We start from the raw sequence: 20,964 nt of genomic DNA on the forward strand, positions 1-20,964 counted from the left end.
CGGCAATGAAGTCACAAAGTGGTGAGAGCCAAGTGAAATCAGTGTCATGCTGCCGACACACTCATTCGCCGCGTCAACCCTCACGCCATCTTCAAACCCTCCCAGACCGTAAATATGGAGACGGCGACCAGCAGCAGCCCGGCTGCACGGCCGGCAAAGGCGGTTGCCTTGGGATTGGCGACCAGCAGGTCGCGGCTGCGCCCGGCAGTGACGGCAAGAGCTCCATAGACGGCAAATTGCGTCGCGATGGTCATGGCTCCCATGATGACCGCCTGTATCCACATCGGGCCGTAGTCTGGCTTCAGGAATTGCGGGTACACGGCAAAGATGAAGAGATAGGCCTTGGGATTGATGAGGCAAGTGACCGCGCCCTGCCGGAAAGCTTTCCAGGCGGAACGGCTGCCGGCCGGCCCCTCGCCCCCGACTGTGATAGAACTGCGCATCAGCGTGTAGCCGATGAAGGCCATATAGGCACCACCGATCACAAGCAGCGGATTGAAGAGAACGGGCACGAAGTGCATCAGCAGGCCGATGCCGACAGCACCGTTCAACGAATGCACCGCGCCGCCGACCATGATGCCGCCCGTCGCGGCAAGGCCGCGATTGCTGCCGCCGGTCAGGGAATTGGCGAGGACAAACAGCATGTCCATGCCGGGAACGATGATGATCCCTAAGAGAAGAATGAAGAAAAGCCAGAGATTTTCTGCGTAACCCATGTCAGTTGCCTATCGATCTCTCCATGAAATCCGGAGAGGAAATTGTTGATTTTCAAGCGAATAGGCGATCTTATAAAGAGATCCAACTGACGGGGTATTGTCAGTAGCCTTCATCTTCGAGGCAAGAAATGCGCAAGGCGTCACGCCTTTTCGAGATCATCCAGATCCTGCGGCTGGCCAAGAAGCCGGTGACGGGCGCCGATATTGCCGCCCGGCTGGAGGTGACCGTGCGCTCCGTCTATCGCGATATCGCCGCGCTGCAGGCGATGCGGGTGCCGATCGAGGGCGAGCGAGGCATCGGCTACATCTTGCGGCCTGGCTTCGACCTGCCGCCGCTGATGTTTTCCATCGAGGAAATGGAAGCGATCGTGTTGTCGCTGGCGCTGCTGGAGCGCACAGGAGATGCGGAGCTGAAGCAGGCGGCCAAGCGCGTCACCGCCAAGATCGCCGGCGCCGTGCCGCCGCCCCTGCGCCAGACCCTGGATGCCAATGCGCTGCATGCCTGGGGCTTTGCGGCACCCTCGGCTTCGGCCATCGATCTTTCGCTGGTGCGCCGCGCCATTCGCGACGAGGAAAAGCTCGACCTTGCCTATCGTGACGAACTCGGCCGCGCCACCGAGCGCATCATCCGGCCGATCGCGCTGATCTATTATTCCGAAACCGCCAACATCGTCGCCTGGTGCGAGCTGCGTCAGGCGATCCGCAATTTCCGCAGCGATCGTATCGAGGACTGCCAGCCGACCGGGCTCTGGTTCAAGGGCGAAGGCGACGGCCTGCGTCAAATCTGGGTGAATGGCTGGCAGATAAACAGCTCAGCCGCCACCGGCTGAGATGCTATAGATCGCAGAGACGATGACGAGTTAAAGGATCATCCCGCCCGAGACTTCGATGCGCTGGCCGTTGACCCAGCGATTGTCGTCCGACAGCAGCGAGGCGATCATCGGGCCGATATCGTCGGGCAGGCCGGCTCGACCGAGCGCCGTCATGGAAGCGACCATCCTGTTGACCTCCGGATTGTCGCGAACGATGCCGCCGCTGAAATCCGTCTGGATCGCGCCGGGCGCTACGGTGTTTACGGCGATGCCGCGAGCGCCGAGCTCCCCGGCGAGATAGCGCGTCAGAACTTCAACCGCACCCTTCATCGACGCATAGGCGGATGAGCCCGGATTGCTGAAGCGGGCAAGGCCGGAGGAGACATTGACGATACGGCCACCGTCATTGATGTGCGGCAGCAGCTTCTGCGTCAGGAAGAACACGCCCTTGAGATGGACGTTGTAGAGCTTGTCGAACTCGGCTTCCGTCGTCTCCGCAATGGAAGCGTGATAGGAGGTGCCGGCGTTGTTGACGAGGAAATCGAAGCGATCACGGCCCCATACTTGCTGCAGCGAGCGACCGACCTCGGCAACGAACGCGCCGAAGGATGCAACATCGCCGGCTTCGAGCTGCAAGGCAACCGCCTTTTGGCCGAGCGCTTCGATCTCGGCAACGGCGCTATCGGCTTCTGCCTTATTCGCATTGTAGGTCAGGATGACATCGCCGCCGCGTCGGGCGAGATGAATGGCGGCATTGCGCCCAAGCCCGCGGCTGCCGCCGGTGATGATTGCGATCTTCGCCTTTGATTTATCGGTATTTTCCATTGTCATTGCCGTTCTCCAGGGAATGCTTGATGACCGGAATCTACGCTCGCCAAGGCATTTCCTTGAATGCGGGAACTCTCGAATTTCTTGCCTATTCCTCCAAGTGCCTTGTCGGGTCGCAGCGCACTGCTATGATGAGAGCAAGCACATCCAGCCTTGGAGATCGGTCATGTCATCAGCCCTGAAAGAGGCGATCACCCAATTCATCGAGGCCAGCGATGTCGGCGAGAACGGGCTGTATTCGACCGGCATCGATGGTCTGCATATCATGCGCTCGACAGAACTGAAGATGCCGCATGCGATGGTCTACCGGCCGGCACTCTGCGTCATCGTACAGGGCGCAAAGCAATTGATGCTGAACGAGAGGGTGATCGACTATGCCGAGATGCAGGCCCTCATCATCAGCATAGAATTGCCCGCAGCCGGCAAGGTGGTCGAGGCAAGCGAGGAGAAGCCTTACATGGCGATCTCGCTCGAATTCGATGTCGGCGTGCTGCGCGAGGTGATGGAACAGCTCGACAAGCCGCCGAAGCCGACAGGCAGCGCCCGGCTCGGCATCTTCGTCGAGGATCTCAGCGACCAACTCGCCGATTGCCTTGTACGGTTGACGCGCCTGCTTGCGACCCCAGGCGCCATTCCGGTGCTCTATCCGACGATCATGCGGGAAATCTGCTTCTGGCTGCTGACCGGCCCGAATAGCGGCGAGGTGTGCAAGCTGGTGCTGCCGGATGGCCAGACGCGGCGCATCGCCGAGGCCATTCGCCTGCTGCGCGACAATTTCGCTGAAACGGTGCGGATCGAGCAGCTGGCGGCGGCCGCGCGCATGAGCCCCTCCTCCTTCCATCAGCATTTCAAGACGCTGACCTCGATGACCCCGCTACAATATCAGAAGCAGATGCGGCTGCTCGAAGCCCGGCGCCTGATGGTTGCGGGCCATGCGAATGTCGAGAGCGCTGCTTATCAGGTGGGCTATGAAAGTGCCTCGCAATTTAGCCGCGAATATGCCCGCATGTTCGGCACGCCGCCGAAGAGGGACGTCACCGAGATGCGGATGGCGGCGGAGTGAGCCTCAGCGCAGCGCTAGCGTTCTATCTGTCTCGCGCCCGAAACCAGTGATCTCGAGCCGGTCATCGTAGACGGAGACGATCGAATAGGCACTGGTGTCTTCCGTATCCACCATGCCCATGAAATTGACGAAATAGGTACCGTCCGACACCCCGAAATTGCCGGCGTGATTGTGGCCGTTAAGGTAAGCGATGATATGGTCGTGCTCGGCCAGAAGCGAAAGCATGCGGTCGCTGTCGAGCGCGTTGTGCGGATTATCCGGGAAGACCGGGTAGTGATTCATGACGACGACCTTTTCGCCCACCGCCTTTGCCTCCCGAAGCTTCGCGGCAAGCCAGTCGAATTGCGCATCGCTGATGGCTGCGTTCCAACGCTGGCCGTTCGTCGCGCCCGAATCCCCCAGACGCTTCATCAACGCCTTCGCCTCTTGCCGGCGCGGGTCGTCTTCGGGCGGGGCGAAGACGCTGATCTCATTGCCATCGAGCGCGATGAAGCGATAGCCGGAATGGCTGAAATCGTAATAGGCGGACGGCATGCCCACACGGGCGGATACGCTGCCGAGATGTTCTGGCGCCACGGCGAAATCGTGATTGCCGAGGAGGAAATGCTTAGCGTGACGCAAAGCCTCGTAGACCGGCAGAATGGCATCGAAGCTCTTCCATTGGCGGTCGATGATGTCGCCGAGGGTCACCACGAAGGCGAGATCGTGCCGATTGAACTCCTCAATTGCATCGCGAAGCTTGTCGAGGCTTTTCGCCGGATAGCGATTGAGGGTCAGGTTAGGCTCAAGATCGGCATATTGCGGATCGGCGATGACACCAAAACGGAAGAGCGGTGCTGATGGCATTCAGCCTCCTTGGGCAGTCTCCTGGGGCCGCGATACGGCATCCAGATACATCAATAAAGGCCGGCGGATAAGAAAACACCCGACGCCGAAAAGACGCCGGGTGCGAAAGCCAGCCTATGCGGCAAACCTTACTTCGTAGCGGCTTCGTAGCGCTCCAGGACGTAGTCCCAGTTGATCAGGCTGTCGATGAAGGCTTCGAGGTACTTCGGACGCAGGTTGCGGTAGTCGATGTAGTAGGAGTGTTCCCAAACGTCGACGCCGAGGATCGGATCTGCGCCATGAACGAGCGGGTTTTCGCCGTTCGGGGTCTTGGAGATTTCGAGTTTGCCGTTCTTGACGGAAACCCATGCCCAGCCCGAGCCGAACTGAGTGGCGCCGGCAGCGGCGAAATCGGCCTTGAACTTGTCATAGCCGCCGAGATCGGAAGCGAAGGCTGCTTCGAGCTTGCCCGGCAGCTTGTTGCCGCCGCCGCCCTTCTTCATCCACTTCCAGAAATGGATGTGGTTGTAGTGCTGGGCTGCATTGTTGAAGAGGCCTGCATTGGTGCCGAAGGACTTCTTCACGATCTCTTCGAGCGACAGATCGGCAAGACCTGCTTCCGCAGCGAGCTTGTTGCCGTTGTCGACGTAAGCCTTGTGGTGCTTGTCGTGGTGATACTCGAGGGTCTCACGCGACATGAAAGGCGAAAGGGCGTCGTAATCGTAGGGAAGTGCAGGCAATTCGAAAGCCATGGTCATATCTCCTCTTGGCAAAAAATTGCGGTCGGCAGGTGAACCGGAACATAGGAGCGGTCGCCTGGAAGAGCAACCGGCGACATGCCAAAAAAGTTGCACGCGGGAGCAAAAATTGCCCTATTTTTCAATTGATTATAGCATCGACTTAGAAACTAACACTATTGCATATGATGACGCCTGGATAGATGGTGAAGCCCAACGCCGAAATGTCGACAAAGCACCTTGTCGAGGCTAGGTTCACGGACCTTCTGCCATTGCGAGAAATCTCCGTGACGATAACCTGCCTGCACACCGCCGAGAGCAACATTGCCGTCTATGAAGCCGCGGCCAAAGCGCTGGGGCTGCCCGGCGGCATGCTGCGTCATCATGTCCGCGCCGACCTTCTTCTCGACGCCGAAAAGGTGGGGCGACTGACGGATGAGATATCGACGGAAACGGCCGCCCTTCTCTGGCATCTGGCAGAGGATGCGGATGCCGTCGTGCTCAACTGCTCGACGCTCGGCCCGGCCGTTTCGAAGGTCGCCGGCGGCGCGACCGCGCCGATCATCAGGGCGGACGCGGCGCTGGCCGAGGAAGCCACCAAGGCCGGCGGCAAGGTCATTGTGCTGTGTACGGTCGAAACGACTATCGTACCGACGACAGCTCTCTTCGAAGCAGCGGCGAAGGCAACAGGAGCCGAAATCGAGGTTCGACTGGTGCCGGGCGCATGGGCGCATTTTCGCGCAGGCGAGCTATCGGCCTATCTTGCCTCCATTGCCGATGCGGTTAGCGCAGCCAATAGCGAAGGTCCCGTTACGATCGCCTTCGCGCAGGCTTCCATGACGGACGCGGCACGCCTTCTTCCGGAAGGTCATCCGCAACCGATAACCGGCCCCGCAACGGCGCTTGCAGCGGCAGTGGCGGCGATCACGGCTGGCTGAGTGAAACTTTGTTTAAGCAATTCCGGGCGGAAAACCGCGGCGCATTTTTCCTGGCATTGGTCTACAAATTCCGTCCGAAATAGACGTTCACCTCAGCGATCCGGTCGCCGGCAAAGCGGATCAGCTCGACATTGCGAAAGCTGCCGCCATCCATCTTCTCGGCACGATAGCCAATGATCACATCATCGCCGTCGGCGACCAGATGTTCGATATGAATGTCGCGAAAAACCTTCTCCTTCGGCCAGCAATGCTCGAAGTACCGTTTCTTATCAATATGATCGTCGCGCGGACTGGAAAAGGTGAAATCCGGGGTCAGCATCGGATCGACGATATCGGGATGCTGCGCCAGATAAGCGGCAAAGAGACGCTTGACCGTGTTGCAGCGGGCATTTTCGAGAGAGTTCATGATGTGCCTCCTCCTTTGCAGACGCACAATGCTTCTGGTGGCGCGTCAAAACCGATTGCAAGATGCAATCAGAAAATAACATGAGGCATGCGAACCAACAAGGCGCTTTGCGGACTTGGCATTGCCATCCGTGTGGTCCACACTCGTCGGCACCCCCGATCAGCAGGAAGCCATCGCAGTGTCCGAGGCTCATCATCACATGTTGGAAAAGCTGCGCCGCCTGGCGGCGAAGGATAACCGCCCGGCGGTCGCGCCGACCGGCATCGGCAGCTATTCCACGCTTTTCACCTTCGTCACGCGCGAACGCGAGCGCATTGCCGGCTCGGCCTTTTCACAGGTGTCAATCGTCGCCATCCTGGAAGGTTCCAAGGAAATCGTCAGCATGGGGCGACAGCGGCATTTTGCGGCCGGCACGGTGATCGTGCTGCCAGCCGGCTGGAGCGGTGATGTCGTCAACGATCCCGATCCGCAGACCGGTGTCTATCGGGCGATCTTCATTACCTTTCCCGCGGATTTGACGCGCCGTGCGGCAAAGGCATTTCCGCCCGCCCAGACCGCATTGCAGATCGACCTGCCGCTCGATCCGCTATTGGCAGCGGCCATCAACCATGCGGGCGAAGGCATTGCCGGCGGTAATATGCCGATCCCGCTGATCGAGCACAGGCTTCTGGAGATATTGATGGTGCTCGGCATGCGCGGCGCCCTGCCCGGCTCGCCCGAGACAACCGCCGAGGCGGTGCGGGCGATGGTGCGCTGGCAGCCGGATCGCCCATGGACGGCCGATCTCATCGCCAGCGAGCTCGGCACGAGCAATGCAACGCTGCGTCGGCGGCTGTCACGCGAGGGCACCTCCCTGCGGGATGTACTGGCAAGCGAGCGCGTGGCGCTGGCGACAACGTTGCTCAGCGAGGACGGACTTTCGCTGCGTGAGGCTGCCCTTGCCACCGGCTATCGCTCGCCCCGCCGTTTCGCGGAGCGACTTCGCAGCACGTGAGCGTTTGCGACCGCTTTTTGAGCGTTTGCGTGCGCAGATGCTCGGCACGAATTTGTTAGACCCTGCCCTCGAAGGCTCACAGGAGCCGCAACACGAAAGGGCAACACCATGAAAACCATGCTCAAAGTTCTGAACGCCGCCTTCATCGCCGCAGCTGTCGCCACGCCGGCGATATCGGCCGATCTCAAAGTGACGTTCACAAAGAGCAACGGCCGGATGCTGCTGCCGGAAAACGCCTCCTGCATTTCGACATCATCAGACAAATCCGCACCCGGACCGAACAAGAGCCTTGCCGTATCCTGGTCGAAGGGGCCGAAGGGCACGCGCTCCTATGCGCTGACCATGGTCGACCCCGACGTTCCCACGGATTTCTCGCTCTTCAACAAGGCCGACAAGACCATCTCTAGGGATTTCAAGCGGATGGAATTCGTTCATTGGGTGCTGGCCGATATTCCCGCCTCGCGCACCCGCCTTGCCGAGGGTACGGATGGAAACGGGCCCTCAGCCCAGGGACTACCGCTTGAGCGCACGGCCTATGGACGGCGCGGCCAGAACGGCGCCGGCGGCGGCAACTTGAAGGACGGGCCGCATGGCGGCTATATGGGCGCCTGCCCTCCCTGGAATGACGAGCGCGTGCATAGTTACCACGTCACCGTCTATGCGCTCGATGTCGACCGACTGAACCTTCCCGACCTGTTCACCCGCGCCGATCTCATCGCCGCGGCAAAGGGTCATATTCTGGCATCTGGTAGCCAGGAACTGTTTTACACATTGAATGCAAAGGCCGAGAAATGACCGAGACGAGATGGGATGCCGCCGCACCGGCAGAGCCGGAAACCGCGCATTGGATGCGGAACCTGATCATCTGCCTCCTCGGCTCGTTCACGACGATCGTGGCAATGACGCTGCTGCTCCCCTTCCTGCCGCTCTATGTCGAGGAACTCGGCATCAGCGATAAGGCCGCGATCGTGCAATGGTCCGGCATCGCCTATGGCGCCACCTTCTTTGCGGCCGCTTTCGTCGCCCCGCTCTGGGGACGGCTCGGCGATATCTACGGCCGCAAACTGATGCTGATCCGCGCCAGCCTCGGCATGACGGTGGCGATTTCGCTGATGGGCATGGCCGGAAACGTCTGGGAACTGGTGGTGCTGCGCCTCTTCACCGGCCTTGCCGGCGGCTATGCCTCGGGATCGATGGTGCTGGTGGCCGCGCAGACGCCGAAGCATCGCTCCGCCTGGGCGCTCGGCACGCTGTCTGCCGGCATCATGGCGGGCAATCTCGTCGGACCGCTGATCGGCGGCGCGCTGCCGCCTGTTATCGGCATTCGCGGCACCTTCCTGCTGGCCGGCGGCGTGATCTTCTTCACCTTCCTTGCCACAACTTTTCTCATCAAGGAGGAGAAATCCACGGCCCGGAAGAAGGCCGCAAAGGCCAGCGGCAGCTGGGCCTCCATTCCGGACAAGCGCCCGGTCATCGCTATGCTGTCGCTCGGCATGCTGCTGATGCTCGCCAACATGTCGATCGAGCCGATCATAACAGTCTATGTCGCGCAGTTCGTCAGCGACACCAATGTGACGATGGTCTCGGGCGTCGTCATGGCGGCTGCGGCGCTCGGCAGCATCCTGTCGTCCTCCTGGCTCGGCAAGCTCGCTGACCGCATCGGCTACTGGAGCGTCATCACCGCAGCCCTTGCGGTTGCGGCGCTGCTGTTGATACCACAGGCATTCGTAACCTCGGCCTGGCAGCTGATCGCGCTACGCTTCCTGATGGGCGTGGCGCTCGGCGGCCTTCTGCCCTGCATCACCGCCGTAATCCGACATAACGTGCCGGACGCGGCGACGGGCAGCATTCTCGGCCTATCCATCTCGTCGCAATATGTCGGCCAGGTGGCAGGGCCTGTCATGGGCGGCTTCGTCGGCGGCCATATCGGCATGCCCGCAGTGTTTCTCGGAACCTGCGTGCTGCTGGCGCTCGGAGCTGTGTATTGCTGGTGGGTCAGCCCGAAGAAGGAAGCGGAGTAGCCCGCTCGGCATCGCCATCGATACGAAGCATACACTGGAATCGCGGTCAGTTCGCCGCGATTCCATGCAAGTCAGGTTGAGCTCAAACGCGCTTTTGATATTCTCCCGTCATTGGCAGTTGTGGAGATATCTCTATGGCGCTTCCAAACTTCGAAACCGAGCGATTGATCGTCCTCCCCCGCACCATGGCCGACCTTGGCGACTGCATCGCCATGGATCGCGATCCGGAGGTGACGCGCTTCATTCCCGGCCCCTGGCACGATGGGGAAGCACATCGGACTTTCGTGAAAGGCCGGATCGAAGCGGATTTCGGCGATGGCCTGGGTTACTGGTCGATCCGCGCCCGAGAAAATCCCGAGCAATTCCTCGGCTGGATATTGCTGATACCCGCCGATGCCATCGGGCCTGACATCGAGATCGGGTGGCGGCTGAACAGGCTTGCCTGGGGCAAGGGCTATGCGACGGAAGCGGCAAAGCCCGTGCTCGCCCATGCCTTCCAGACGCTCGAGCTCGACCGCGTCATTGCCGATATTGCCCCCGGCAACGCTGCCTCCATCCGCGTCGCGCAAAAGCTCGGCCTGTCGCAGGCGCGTCGGACCACCTATCACGACGAGCCATTTGCCTCCTACAGCATGACAAGGGCTGCCTTCGAGGCCAGCGCCGCCAGACAATGATATCATTGCCTTGGCGGTCGATGGCGGCTCACTCTTCGCTGGCGCTGCCTCCGTGTGCCCAATCCATGTAGAGTTCCAGCGCCTTGCGAGCGACCGGCCCTTCCTGGAATTCGCGACCATCCAGACGATTGACGCTGACGACCTTGGAATAGTTGCCGGTCGTGAAGATCTCGTCGGCTGCCATGAACTGTTCGACGGAGAGGGTTTCCTCGCGGACGTCGAAGCCTTCCTGGCGCAAAAGGCCGATGACGCGGGCGCGGGTGATGCCGGCAAGGAAGGTGCGGTTGGCGACCGGTGTGTAGACGATGCCGTCCTTGACCATGAAGACGTTTGAGGATGCGGTCTCGACGACATTGCCGTTCATGTCGCGCACCAGCGCATTGTTGAATCCGCGACCCCTCGCTTCGAGGATCATGCGGCCGCTGTTCGGATAGAGCGAGCCGGCCTTGGCGTCGGTCATCGCCGTTTCCGGCGACGGGCGGCGGAAGGGCGAGACGGTGAGCGTGATGCCGCCGGTGCCGCCAAGCGGTGCCTCGAACAGGCAGAGGGCAAAGCGCGTCGATTCCGCATCGACGGCGACGACGCTGCCCGGCGAGCCATGCTCGCCCCAATACATCGGCTTGATGTAGATCGGCGTCTTGCCGTCGAATTTCTTGATGCCTTGCCAGGCGAGCGCCTCGATCTCCTCCGAGGTCTTGACAGGCTTCAGCCCCATGGCGACGGCCGAACGATTGATGCGCTGGCAATGGAGGTCGAGGTCGGGTGCAATGCCATCGAACCAGCGTGCGCCGTCGAATACGGTCGAACCCAGCCACATGGCGTGTGAGGTCGGCCCGATCAGCGGCGGATTGCCGGAAAGCCATTCTCCCTCGACATAGGTCCAGGTGGTGGTGCGGGGCGACGTATCGACGGACATGGGTGTTTCCTCTCTTTGAGCGGTTCGGCTTTTCACGGAACCTCTGGACCGCTCTTCTCTTTATCTTCACGCAATTCCGGACGGAAAACCGCTGCGCATCTTTCCTGGGATTGCTCTGGGTGGCGAAGAGCAAATAACCGCGCAACTTCAGGGTCAAGCGGAAACTGCGCGGCAAAATCCATTTGCAACAAAGCGCCCGATACCGCATTCATAGCGCAATTTTCATGCGTCGAAACAACAACTTGACGAATAGGTCCATCAGCAAAAATGATGGGCCGCACGGATCGTCAGGAGAAAGGGAGAACTCCCATGAAAGCGATGTATTACGAGGCCTTCGAGGCAACGCCCGAAATCCGTACCCTGCCAGATCCGACACCGGGCGAAGACGGCGTTGTCATCGCCGTCGGCGCGACCGGCCTTTGCCGTAGCGACTGGCATGGCTGGATGGGTCATGATCCGGATATCAAGCTGCCACATGTGCCGGGGCATGAGCTTGCCGGCAAGGTGGTCGCGACCGGGCGCGGCGTCGTCCGCTTCAAGGTCGGCGATCGCGTCACCGTCCCCTTCGTATCGGGTTGCGGCCATTGCGCCGAATGCCATTCCGGCAACCAGCAGGTCTGCCCCAGCCAGTTCCAGCCCGGCTTCACCCATTGGGGTTCCTTCGCCGAATATGTCGCGATCGACTATGCCGACACCAATCTCGTTCACCTGCCCGAGACAGTCGATGACGCAACGGCGGCAAGCCTCGGCTGCCGCTTTGCCACCTCCTTCCGCGCCGTTGCCGACCAGGCGAAGACCCGACCCGGCGAATGGATTGCCGTACATGGCTGCGGCGGCGTTGGCCTCTCGGCAATCATGATTGCCAGCGCGCTCGGCGCCAATGCCATCGCCATCGATATCTCCGACGAAAAGCTCGCCTTTGCCCGCGAGTGCGGGGCAGTGGCAACGATCAATGCGGCAAGCGTCGCTGATGTGGCGGAAGCCGTGCGCGAGATCACCAAGGGCGGCGCCCATGTGTCGATCGATGCGCTGGGCCACCCCACCACTTGCTTCAACTCCATCAAGAACCTGCGCCGGCGTGGCCGGCACGTGCAGGTCGGCCTCATGCTCGGAGACTATGCGACGCCGCAGATCCCGATGGCGCAGGTCATCGGCCATGAGCTGGAGATCTATGGCAGCCACGGCATGCAGGCCTGGCGCTATGACGCCATGCTCGACATGCTGGCGGCCGGCAAGATTGCGCCGCAGAAGCTCATCGGCCGCAGGATCAGCCTGGAAGAGGCCGTCCCGGCGCTGATGTCACTCGATAAGGCCGAGGGCAAGGGCATCAGCGTCATCACGCAATTTTGAACGCTGGCAGCATGGCGAAGAAATCCCAATAGTTGCTCGCATCGCTTGGCTCAACCGGGCGGTGCGGAGGCATTTTCGAAAAAGTGTCATGCAATCCGGATAGACTGATTTATCCGATGCCCTTGCGCAAATCTCATTTCGTGTCCAGATTGCCGCCCATGCCCGAAAGCGAGCCTTATAGTTCCTGCTCCAGGAAAGCCGGCCCGACAAATAGCGATCCGGATAGCGACGGCTGTATGAGCCGCGCGGTAACGTTGGCGCGCGGCATCTCACCCGACAAACAGAAGGAAAGAATTGGCAGGCCCATCGCGGCCGGCGCCAAGCTTGCACATTAATGATCTTCGACTGGCTATCCGACCCATCCGCCTGGATCGGTCTTGCTACCCTGATCGTTCTCGAGATTGTTCTCGGTATCGACAATCTCGTCTTCATCGCGATTCTGGCAGATAAGTTGCCGCCGCATCAGCGCGACGCCGCGCGCATGATCGGTCTGGCGCTGGCCCTCATCATCCGCCTGGCGCTGCTTGCCTCCATCGCCTGGGTGGTGACGCTGACGGCGCCGCTTATGTCCATCTGGGGCTTCAGCCTGTCCGGACGTGACCTCATCCTGATCTTCGGCGGCCTGTTCCTGCTGTTCAAGGGGACGATGGAGCTGCATGAGCGACTGGAGGGCCATGAGGCGCAGGGCGAAAAGAAGGTCGTCCATGCCGTCTTCTGGCAGGTGATCGTCCAGATCGTCGTGCTCGATGCCATCTTCTCGCTCGACAGCGTCATTACCGCGGTCGGCATGGTGCAGGAACTTTCGGTGATGATGGTTGCCGTCATCTTCGCCGTCGGCGTCATGCTGTTCCTGTCGAAGCCGCTGATGGCCTTCGTCTCAAAACATCCGACCGTGGTCATCCTCTGCCTCGGTTTTCTGATGATGATCGGCTTCTCGCTTGTCGTCGAAGGCTTTGGCTTCCACGTGCCGAAGGGCTATCTCTATGCGGCCATCGGCTTCTCGATCATCATCGAGGCGCTGAACCAACTCGCCCGGCGCAACAAGGAGCGGCTGATCACGCCGACCAATATCCGCAATCGCACCGCCGACGCCGTCCTCGGACTGCTCGGGGCGAAACGGCCGCAGAGCACGCTCGGCGAAGCAGTGGAGAAAAACCCTCAGGAAAGCATCAGCGAAGAGGTCTTCTCCGCCGAAGAAAAAGACATGATCCACGGCGTCCTCACGCTGGCGGAGCGCTCCGTCCGCTCGATCATGACGCCGCGCACTGATATCGTCTGGCTCGATCTCGACAAGCCGCGCGAGGAGCAGCAACATCACGTCATCGAAATCGGCCATTCGCGCTTTCCGGTCGTGCGCGGCAGTCTCGACGATTTCGTCGGCATCGCCAGCGCGCGCGACGTTCTGCGCGACCTCACGCAGAAGGGCGAGATAGACCCCGAACGCTCGATCCGCCAGCCGCTGGCCGTACATGAGAGCATCAATGTGCTGAAGCTGATGGAGCGGCTGCGCCATCAGAACCAGGCGATGGCGCTGGTGCTCGACGAATATGGCGAAATCGAAGGGTTGGTGACAACGACGGACCTTTTCGAAGCAATCGCCGGCGAATTCCCCGACGAGGACAATGAACCGCTGACGATCAACAAGGGCGAGGATGGGTCGCTGACGGTCGATGGCTGGATCGACATTCGCCGCCTCTCGAAACTGGTCGGCATCGACCTCGTTGACGAGACCGATCGCTATTCGACGCTTGCCGGTTTCATCCTCTGGGGCCTCGGTCACCTGCCGCACGAGGGCGAACGTTTCAGCTCCGGCCGCCTTGCCTTCGAAGTGATCAAGCTCAATGGCCGAAATATCGACAAAGTGCGGATTCAACCGCTGGAATATGCAATCTAGGAGGAGGATACGCTCATGGCATGGTCTGCCGGCCAGTATGTGAAATTCGAGGATGAACGCACGCGCCCGGCGCGCGACCTGCTGGCGCAGGTGCCGCTGCAGCGCGTCGAGCGGGCGATCGACCTCGGTTGCGGTCCCGGCAATTCGACCGAACTGATCGTCGAGCGCTATGGCGCCGAGGGCGTCTCCGGCCTCGACAGCGACGACAACATGCTGGAGGCGGCACGCAAGCGCATGCCCGGCACGGGCTTCGTCAAGGCGGATCTTGCCACATGGCGCCCCGAGGAGCCCGTCGATCTGCTGTTTGCCAACGCCGTGTTTCAGTGGCTGCCAAACCATCTCGACATATTCGACGAGCTGATGGACGGATTGAAGCCCGGCGGCGTACTTGCCGTGCAGATGCCTGACAATCTGACTGAACTCAGCCACCTGATGATGGAGGAGACGGCAAGGAACGGCCCCTGGAGCGATGCCTTCGCAAGCAAGAGCGTGCGCCGCAATTCGCTGCCCGCGCCTTCGGTCTATTACAACAGGCTAATCGGCAAGTCGCAGCGCGTCGATATCTGGCACACCAACTACAATCACGCGCTGGAAAACGCAGCGGCGATCGTCGAATGGGTGAAGGCCACGGGCCTGCGCCCTTATCTCGACCATGCGGGCGCCGAACATCGCGATGCCTTCACCGCCGAATATCTGAAGCGTATCGAGAAAGCCTATCCGCCGCTTGTCGACGGCAAGGTGTTGTTGCGCTTCCCGCGGCTGTTCGTGATCGCCGTGAAAAAATAGGCTATTTGCCAATCCCGAAATCCCGGCTGACGGCGGCGCGTCGATCCCATCGACAACCGGCGTCGGCCCGCGCTAGAACATGACAAGCCAAAGCTGAAACAGCAATAGCTCCGAGGAGATAGTCGATGTCGTCCAGAAGCCCCGAGTATGGCCGCCAGAAGGAGATGCGCTCATGACCACCCCCGATGTCGCACCGGCCCCGCCGCTAACCTTCGTGATCTTCGGCGCCGCCGGCGATCTCACCCGGCGCCTGCTGATCCCGACGCTGATCAACATGACCCGCAGCGGGCTGATCGGCGACGATTTGCATATCCTCGGCATCGGCATCGAGACTGGCGGCGTCGAGATGCTGCTGGATCGCCTGGAATCATTCCTGAAGACCTCCGGCGACATGGACGACCCGGAGCGGCAGGCGGCGTGGCAGAGCCTGCGCAAGCGCATCAGCTATATCTCCGGCGATTTCACTCAAAACGGCGTCTATAAGGAGATCTCGGATTATCTCTCGCATGCGCCGACCGCCAATGCGGCCTTTTACTTCGCCGTGCCGCCGCGCTTCTTCGGCGATATTGCCGAGAAACTCTCAGAAAACGGGCTGATGAACGAGGCGACGGGCGCCTTCCGCCGTATCGCAATCGAAAAGCCCTTCGGCAACGATCTCGCATCTGCGCAGGCATTGAACGCGCGGCTGTTGAACCACACCCACGAAAGCCAGATCTACCGCATCGACCATTTCCTCGGCAAGGAAACCGTCCAGAACATCATGACGACGCGCTTTGCGAACATGATGATCGAGGCGCTGTGGAACAACAACTATATCGACCACGTGCAGATCACCGCGGCGGAACTCGTCGATGTCGGCACGCGCGGCAAATTCTACGATGCGACCGGCGCGCTGCGCGACATGGTACCGAACCACCTCTTCCAATTGCTGGCAATGGTGGCAATGGAACCGCCGAACAGCTTCGATGCCGAATCGATCCGCAACGAAAAGGGCAAGGTGCTGAAGGCCCTGCGCCTGTATTCGCGCGAGGAAGCGGCCAAGAACGGCGTGCGCGGCGCCTATACGGCCGGCCCGATCGCAGGCAGGGATCTGCCTGCCTTTACCCAGACGCCCGACGTCGCACCCGACAGCAATACGGAAACCTTCGTCGCGCTGAAGCTCTTCGTCGATACCTGGCGCTGGGCCGGCGTGCCCTTCTACCTGCGCACCGGCAAGGCGATGAAGGCGCGCGATACGGAAGTGGTCATCACCTTCCGGCAGGTGCCCTTCGCGCAATTCCCGCGCCATGGTTCCGGCTCCCAGCCCGAGCTTCCGCCGAACAGGCTCGTCATCCAGGTACAGCCCGACGAGGGCCTGGACATGGAAATCTCGATCAAATCGCCGGGTCTCGTGCTGAAAACGGCGCCGGTCTCGCTCGACTTCCGCTATGCCGACAGTTTCGACATCGGCAAGCAGACCGGCTATGAAAGCCTGTTCTACGAACTCTTCGTCGGCGACCAGACGCTCTTCCAGCGCGCCGACGGCATCGAAGCCGGCTGGGCGGCCGTGCAGCCCTTCCTCGATCTCTGGGCGGAAGGCGGCAAGCCCGATCCTTACGCCCCCGGCAGCACCGGCCCAGCCTCCGCGGACGAACTCATCGAACGCGACGGCCGCAAATGGCACCAGATTGATGGAGCATCGAGCGGCAGGCGGGTTTGAAGTTGGATCGGCCGGTATTGGTGGATACCGGCCCTCCTCCACAAACCAAAAGCAACAGCGATGAGGCTCGCTCCTGCCGTCTGACCAATAAAAAAGCCGCCGGGAATTAGTCGGCGGCTTTTTCTATCGAAGGCAATGATAATTAAACGAACTGGCTCAAGCCCGGAACGGAGTTCACGACTTCGTCGACGACTTCGTTGCCGGCATATTGGCGAGCGGTCGCAACAGTTTCCTTAGCCAGCGAAGAAATGTCGCCCATGCTCAGGCCGCTGCTCATCAGCTGCTGGCCAAGGCCCATGATGCCGCCGCCGGCGCCGACCGCGCTCAGCAGGCCGCCAAGAAGGCCACCGCCGCCTGCCTGGTCGCCGCCATATTGGGCGACGAGATCGGTTGCGCCGGGAAAGGATTCGATCATCTTGGTGACGGGGCCGTCCGGAGCCTCGCGTTGCAGGAAGCTGAGAATCATGCCGACGGCCTTCTCCGCGAGGTCGGGAGCGATGCCGGCTTTGGTCGCGATCTGATCAATAACTTCGTTCACTGTGGCCTCCTGCCTTTACGACGTTAACGTCAACGTAACTGAATGAAGCAACCGACACAAGCCGCGCCGGAGGTCAACATTCTACCAGAAGCGGAACCTTGACGCGAATGGTTGTCCCGCTTCATGCGAGTTCTTATAACAGTGTCAGGACAAATCGATGAATGGCCCTGACAGCTTTCAAAAGCTGCTGTGCCGCCGCCCTAGAACCGGATGATTTTGGATCGAAACGATCCAAAATCATCCGGTTCTAGAATCAAATAGGTAGAGCATGATGTCGTCCGAAAACCGGCGACACTTTTCGGCATCACGCTCTAAGGGAGACGACACCATGCCGCAGCAGGATGGACAGATTTTCGTCGGCGCGAGCCGCAATCCGGATGAAAGCATCAACAAGGACGAATTCCTGACGCTGAAATTCGGTAACCGCCATGGCCTGGTCACCGGCGCGACCGGCACCGGCAAGACGGTGACGCTGCAAGTACTGGCGGAAGGTTTTTCCAAGGCCGGCGTGCCCGTGTTCTGCGCCGATATCAAGGGCGATCTCTCGGGCATCGCCGCCAAGGGCGAGCCCAAGGATTTCCTGCTGAAGCGCGCCGAGGAAATCGGCCTTTCCCCTTACGAGTTCGATCAGTTTCCGGTCATTTTCTGGGATCTCTATGGCGAAAAGGGCCATCGCGTTCGCACCACAATCGCCGAGATGGGGCCGCTGCTGCTGGCGCGCTTGATGGATGCCTCCGAGGCACAGGAGGGTGTGCTCAACATCGCCTTCAAGATCGCCGATGAAAACGGCCTGGCGCTGCTCGACCTCAAGGACCTGCAGGCGCTGCTGAACTATATGGGCGAGAATGCCAGCGAGCTTTCCAGCAAATACGGCCTGATCTCGAAATCGTCCGTCGGGTCGATCCAGAGGGCCATGCTCGTGCTCGAGCAGCAGGGTGCGGAAAACTTCTTCGGTGAACCGGCGCTGAAAATCTCCGACATCATGCGGGTCAGCAATGACGGCTATGGGCAGGTTTCGGTGCTCGCCGCCGACAAGCTGATGATGAACCCGCGTCTCTACGCGACTTTCCTGCTGTGGCTGCTGTCCGAATTGTTCGAGGAGTTGCCGGAAGTGGGCGATCCGGAGAAGCCGAAGCTGGTCTTCTTCTTCGATGAAGCGCACCTGCTCTTCAACGATGCGCCGAAGGTGCTGATCGAGCGCGTCGAGCAGGTGGTGCGCCTGATTCGCTCGAAAGGCGTCGGCGTTTATTTTGTTACGCAGAACCCGCTCGACGTACCGGAAACGGTGCTGGCGCAGCTCGGCAACCGCGTGCAGCATGCGCTGCGCGCCTATACGCCGCGCGAGCAGAAGGCCGTGCAGACGGCGGCCTCGACCTTCCGCCCCAACCCCGCTTTCGATTGCGCTGAAGTCATCACGACGCTCGGCACCGGCGAGGCGCTGGTGTCAATGCTGGAGGGCAAGGGTGCGCCTTCCATCGTCGAACGCACGCTGATCCGCCCGCCGTCGGGCCGCATCGGCCCTGTCACGGATAGCGAGCGCCAGGCCATCATCAATGGCAGCCCGGTCGCCGGTGTCTATGACCAGACGATCGACCGTGAATCCGCCTACGAAATCCTGACGGAGCGGGCACGCAAGGCAGCCGCGCCGCAAAACGAAAGTGCCGGCGACGGCTGGACGCTGCCCGGCTTCGGCGGCGACAGCAGCAAACCCACCGGCCGCCGTTCGGGCTATCAGCGCGAAACGATTCTCGAAGCAACGATGAAAAGCATGGCGCGTACGGTCGCGACGCAGGTCGGGCGTGCGCTGGTGCGGGGCATTCTCGGCAGCCTGAAGCGGTAAAAGCTCACCCTCCCCTTGAGGGGGAGGGTCGGAGCGAAGCTCCGGGGTGGGGTGATCCTTCCGAATCGAGGGACATCACCCCCACCCGCCGCTTTGCGGCGACCTCCCCCCTCAAGGGGGAGGTGCTACTTCCCTCAAAGGGAGGGTAAAAATCAGCGCACAGGCGCCACCAGCGAAAAGAACGCCCCTTGCGGGTCGGTCGCCTGGACGATCCAGCTGCCGCCGGGGACTTCCATCGGGCCGTTGACGATCCTGCCGCCGCCGTCGTTGATGCGGGCGATCGCCGCGTCGATCGCCGGAACATTGATGTAGAAGTTCCAGGCTGCCATGGGCATTTCCGCCGGCTTGGTCATGATGCCGCCAAAGTCGCGATCATCGATCTTGAAGATCTTGTACTTGCCCATCGGCCCCATGTCGAAATCGGAACTCAGTTCCCAGCCGAACATCTCTCTATAGAAGTCGAAAGCCTTCGGACCGTCGTTGGAGTAGAGCTCGTGCCAGCCGAAATAACCCGGCGTCGCGGGAGCTGCCGGCTCCCAATCCTGGCCCGGCAGAGGCGTGAACAGGCAAAAAGCGGCGCCATAGGGGTCGGAGACGACAGAGAATCTGCCAACGCCTGGAATATCCATGGGTTCACGATAGGTCTTGCCGCCCTTGCCGACGACCGCCTTGGTCGCCTCATCGACATTGGGAACACCGATATAGCCGGTCCAGCAGGGCGGCGTGCCCATGGCCTTCGCCTCGTCGGGCAGGATCATCAAACCGGCAACGGGGCCAGCGCCTGCGCTGAACAGCGTGTAATCCATGCCGACTTCGGGCATGCCGGCATCCGCCGCATCCCAGCCGACCACTTTGGTATAGAAAGCCTCGGCCGCCTTCATATCTGACGTCATCAGCTCGTACCAAACAAAATATCCCTTCTCAGCCATAGCGTCGCTCTCCCTATTTTGATTGTTGCAGTCATCCGTCTTCTCCTGAGCCGGATGTCGGCGCAGGCACATCATGACCGATAAAAATGACGGCCGGACGATGGTCAATCGCTTGGTCCGACAATCCCCGGCAGGCAAGCGTCAGCTTTGCCTAAACCCAAAACGCAAAATTCCGCCCGCTGTTCCCCACGGCACGAATTCTGCGGCCTCGACCTGCATCAGTGGCAACAGGACTGTGCCTTTGGCGCATCCTCATATTCGTCATGACGACGAACGAAGTTCATCGTGCTGTCTTCGTTACGTCCCTTGGGCGCGCGGTCGAGGATCATCAGCGTGCCGATCAATTCCTCGGGGCCGCGGGCGTAGCTCGAATAGGTATGGAAGACGTTGCCGGCCTCGTCCTTATAGAAGGCGCTGAGGCCCGGAAGCTCGTCAAAGCCCTCGGCCGCATCCATGGGCGTGAAATTGTAGAAGACCTTTTCCCCGGCGAGCTCTTCCTTCGAGAAGGAGACGTGATAGTCGAAGTTGAAGTCGTTGGCGAAGGATGACACCCAGGGGAAACTCCAGCCCATGCGCTTCTTATAGGCCTCCACCTTCTCCAACGGCGCGCGGGAAATGGCGACCAGCGTGACATCGTGGTTGTTGAGATGCGGCAGCGCGCCATCGAAATGATCGGCAAGGAAGGAGCAGCCGGTGCAGCCGGCATCCCAATCCGGACCGAGCATGAAATGATAGATGATCAGCTGACTGCGGCCGTCGAAGAGATCGGCAAGCGTCTTCTTGCCGGCCGGCGTGTCGAAAACATAGTCCTTGTCGACCTTTACCCAGGGCAAAGCCAGGCGTTCCGCATTGACGCGATCGCGAAGATGCGTGGCCTCCTTCTCCCTGGCGAGCAGTTGACGGCGGGCCTCGAGCCACACGTCTCTGGAAACGACCTGGTTCATTGTCCGCGCCCTCCTCCGGCGTTTTCATTCCCAAATCTTGACAAATACATTGAT

General features: G+C 60.7%; 22 protein-coding genes. 12 read left to right on the plus strand and 10 right to left on the minus strand.

All coding sequences use genetic code 11. The features are described from left to right. Positions 1-80: 80 nt before the first annotated feature. The gene (locus AC13Q5_RS04615; RefSeq protein WP_488500951.1) at positions 81-716 is read right to left on the minus strand and encodes a LysE family translocator; all 636 of its coding nucleotides are present in this window, start codon (positions 714-716) and stop codon (positions 81-83) included. Positions 717-844: 128 nt separating this feature from the next. Here AC13Q5_RS04615 and AC13Q5_RS04620 point away from each other — a divergent pair, with 128 nt between their 5' ends. Beyond that, positions 845-1,546 carry a helix-turn-helix transcriptional regulator gene (locus AC13Q5_RS04620; RefSeq protein WP_488500952.1) on the plus strand — a complete coding sequence of 234 codons (702 nt, stop codon included), beginning with the start codon at positions 845-847 and terminating at the stop codon, positions 1,544-1,546. A gap of 30 nt (positions 1,547-1,576) precedes the next feature. On the opposite strand, the gene AC13Q5_RS04625 is transcribed toward AC13Q5_RS04620, so the two are convergent. Beyond that, positions 1,577-2,359: an SDR family NAD(P)-dependent oxidoreductase gene (locus AC13Q5_RS04625; RefSeq protein ID WP_488500953.1), complete on the minus strand. Its 783-nt coding sequence runs from the start codon at positions 2,357-2,359 to the stop codon at positions 1,577-1,579. A 163-nt stretch (positions 2,360-2,522) separates the two neighbouring features. Between AC13Q5_RS04625 and AC13Q5_RS04630 the strand changes: the two genes are divergently transcribed. Next, a complete protein-coding gene (locus tag AC13Q5_RS04630) occupies positions 2,523-3,419 on the plus strand; it encodes an AraC family transcriptional regulator (protein ID WP_488500954.1) in 897 nt (298 codons plus the stop codon). Between the two features lie 3 nt (positions 3,420-3,422). Here the strand turns inward: AC13Q5_RS04630 and AC13Q5_RS04635 are convergent, their stop codons facing one another. Both AC13Q5_RS04635 and AC13Q5_RS04640 read right to left on the minus strand, forming a co-directional pair. Beyond that, positions 3,423-4,265 carry a metallophosphoesterase gene (locus AC13Q5_RS04635; protein WP_488500955.1) on the minus strand — a complete coding sequence of 281 codons (843 nt, stop codon included), beginning with the start codon at positions 4,263-4,265 and terminating at the stop codon, positions 3,423-3,425. Between the two features lie 128 nt (positions 4,266-4,393). After that, complete coding sequence (locus tag AC13Q5_RS04640) at positions 4,394-4,996, minus strand: superoxide dismutase (RefSeq protein WP_075852010.1); 603 nt, start codon at positions 4,994-4,996, stop codon at positions 4,394-4,396. 188 nt (positions 4,997-5,184) lie between these two features. On the opposite strand from AC13Q5_RS04640, the gene AC13Q5_RS04645 reads away from it, so the two are divergent. After that, positions 5,185-5,919 carry an aspartate/glutamate racemase family protein gene (locus tag AC13Q5_RS04645; RefSeq protein ID WP_488500956.1) on the plus strand — a complete coding sequence of 245 codons (735 nt, stop codon included), beginning with the start codon at positions 5,185-5,187 and terminating at the stop codon, positions 5,917-5,919. Positions 5,920-5,980: 61 nt separating this feature from the next. Here the strand turns inward: AC13Q5_RS04645 and AC13Q5_RS04650 are convergent, their stop codons facing one another. Then, on the minus strand, positions 5,981-6,325 hold the full coding sequence (locus AC13Q5_RS04650; protein WP_488500957.1) for a nuclear transport factor 2 family protein: 345 nt from the start codon (positions 6,323-6,325) through the stop codon (positions 5,981-5,983). 178 nt (positions 6,326-6,503) lie between these two features. Here AC13Q5_RS04650 and AC13Q5_RS04655 point away from each other — a divergent pair, with 178 nt between their 5' ends. The 4 genes from AC13Q5_RS04655 (at position 6,504) to AC13Q5_RS04670 (ending at position 10,014) form a co-directional block, all read left to right on the plus strand. Next, complete coding sequence (locus tag AC13Q5_RS04655) at positions 6,504-7,319, plus strand: helix-turn-helix domain-containing protein (RefSeq protein WP_488501165.1); 816 nt, start codon at positions 6,504-6,506, stop codon at positions 7,317-7,319. 108 nt (positions 7,320-7,427) lie between these two features. After that, the gene (locus AC13Q5_RS04660; RefSeq protein WP_488500958.1) at positions 7,428-8,114 is read left to right on the plus strand and encodes a YbhB/YbcL family Raf kinase inhibitor-like protein; all 687 of its coding nucleotides are present in this window, start codon (positions 7,428-7,430) and stop codon (positions 8,112-8,114) included. Beyond that, entirely contained in the window at positions 8,111-9,340 is a 1,230-nt protein-coding gene (locus tag AC13Q5_RS04665) for an MFS transporter (protein WP_488500959.1), read from the plus strand. Before AC13Q5_RS04660 ends, AC13Q5_RS04665 begins: the two co-directional genes overlap by 4 nt. A 134-nt stretch (positions 9,341-9,474) precedes the next feature. Further along, positions 9,475-10,014, plus strand: a complete 540-nt coding sequence (locus tag AC13Q5_RS04670) for a GNAT family N-acetyltransferase (RefSeq protein WP_488500960.1) — start codon at positions 9,475-9,477, stop codon at positions 10,012-10,014. A 28-nt stretch (positions 10,015-10,042) separates the two neighbouring features. Here AC13Q5_RS04670 and AC13Q5_RS04675 read toward each other — a convergent pair whose 3' ends face one another. Together AC13Q5_RS04675 and AC13Q5_RS04680 are read right to left on the minus strand one after the other, a co-directional pair. Further along, positions 10,043-10,930: a branched-chain amino acid aminotransferase gene (locus AC13Q5_RS04675; RefSeq protein WP_488500961.1), complete on the minus strand. Its 888-nt coding sequence runs from the start codon at positions 10,928-10,930 to the stop codon at positions 10,043-10,045. 32 nt (positions 10,931-10,962) lie between these two features. Continuing rightward, the gene (locus AC13Q5_RS04680) at positions 10,963-11,142 is read right to left on the minus strand and encodes a hypothetical protein (RefSeq protein WP_488500962.1); all 180 of its coding nucleotides are present in this window, start codon (positions 11,140-11,142) and stop codon (positions 10,963-10,965) included. A 97-nt stretch (positions 11,143-11,239) separates the two neighbouring features. On the opposite strand from AC13Q5_RS04680, the gene AC13Q5_RS04685 reads away from it, so the two are divergent. From AC13Q5_RS04685 to zwf, 4 genes are all read left to right on the plus strand, one after another. Further along, positions 11,240-12,280 (plus strand): zinc-dependent alcohol dehydrogenase family protein, encoded by a 1,041-nt coding sequence (locus tag AC13Q5_RS04685; protein WP_488500963.1) that lies wholly within the window; start codon positions 11,240-11,242, stop codon positions 12,278-12,280. A 334-nt stretch (positions 12,281-12,614) separates the two neighbouring features. Further along, entirely contained in the window at positions 12,615-14,174 is a 1,560-nt protein-coding gene (locus AC13Q5_RS04690; protein WP_488500964.1) for a TerC family protein, read from the plus strand. Positions 14,175-14,189: 15 nt separating this feature from the next. After that, on the plus strand, positions 14,190-14,960 hold the full coding sequence (tam, locus tag AC13Q5_RS04695; RefSeq protein ID WP_488500965.1) for a trans-aconitate 2-methyltransferase: 771 nt from the start codon (positions 14,190-14,192) through the stop codon (positions 14,958-14,960). 172 nt (positions 14,961-15,132) lie between these two features. Beyond that, the gene (gene zwf / locus AC13Q5_RS04700; RefSeq protein WP_488500966.1) at positions 15,133-16,659 is read left to right on the plus strand and encodes a glucose-6-phosphate dehydrogenase; all 1,527 of its coding nucleotides are present in this window, start codon (positions 15,133-15,135) and stop codon (positions 16,657-16,659) included. A gap of 142 nt (positions 16,660-16,801) precedes the next feature. Here the strand turns inward: zwf and AC13Q5_RS04705 are convergent, their stop codons facing one another. Then, positions 16,802-17,197, minus strand: a complete 396-nt coding sequence (locus tag AC13Q5_RS04705; RefSeq protein ID WP_457879796.1) for a hypothetical protein — start codon at positions 17,195-17,197, stop codon at positions 16,802-16,804. Positions 17,198-17,525: 328 nt separating this feature from the next. Here AC13Q5_RS04705 and AC13Q5_RS04710 point away from each other — a divergent pair, with 328 nt between their 5' ends. Next, on the plus strand, positions 17,526-19,037 hold the full coding sequence (locus AC13Q5_RS04710; protein ID WP_075851997.1) for a helicase HerA-like C-terminal domain-containing protein: 1,512 nt from the start codon (positions 17,526-17,528) through the stop codon (positions 19,035-19,037). A 152-nt stretch (positions 19,038-19,189) separates the two neighbouring features. On the opposite strand, the gene AC13Q5_RS04715 is transcribed toward AC13Q5_RS04710, so the two are convergent. Then, on the minus strand, positions 19,190-19,966 hold the full coding sequence (locus AC13Q5_RS04715) for a VOC family protein (RefSeq protein WP_488500967.1): 777 nt from the start codon (positions 19,964-19,966) through the stop codon (positions 19,190-19,192). 218 nt (positions 19,967-20,184) lie between these two features. Beyond that, the gene (locus AC13Q5_RS04720) at positions 20,185-20,910 is read right to left on the minus strand and encodes a DUF899 domain-containing protein (RefSeq protein ID WP_457879794.1); all 726 of its coding nucleotides are present in this window, start codon (positions 20,908-20,910) and stop codon (positions 20,185-20,187) included. Positions 20,911-20,964 lie beyond the last annotated feature (54 nt).

Source organism: Martinezella sp. CNPSo 3964 (assembly GCF_057784375.1).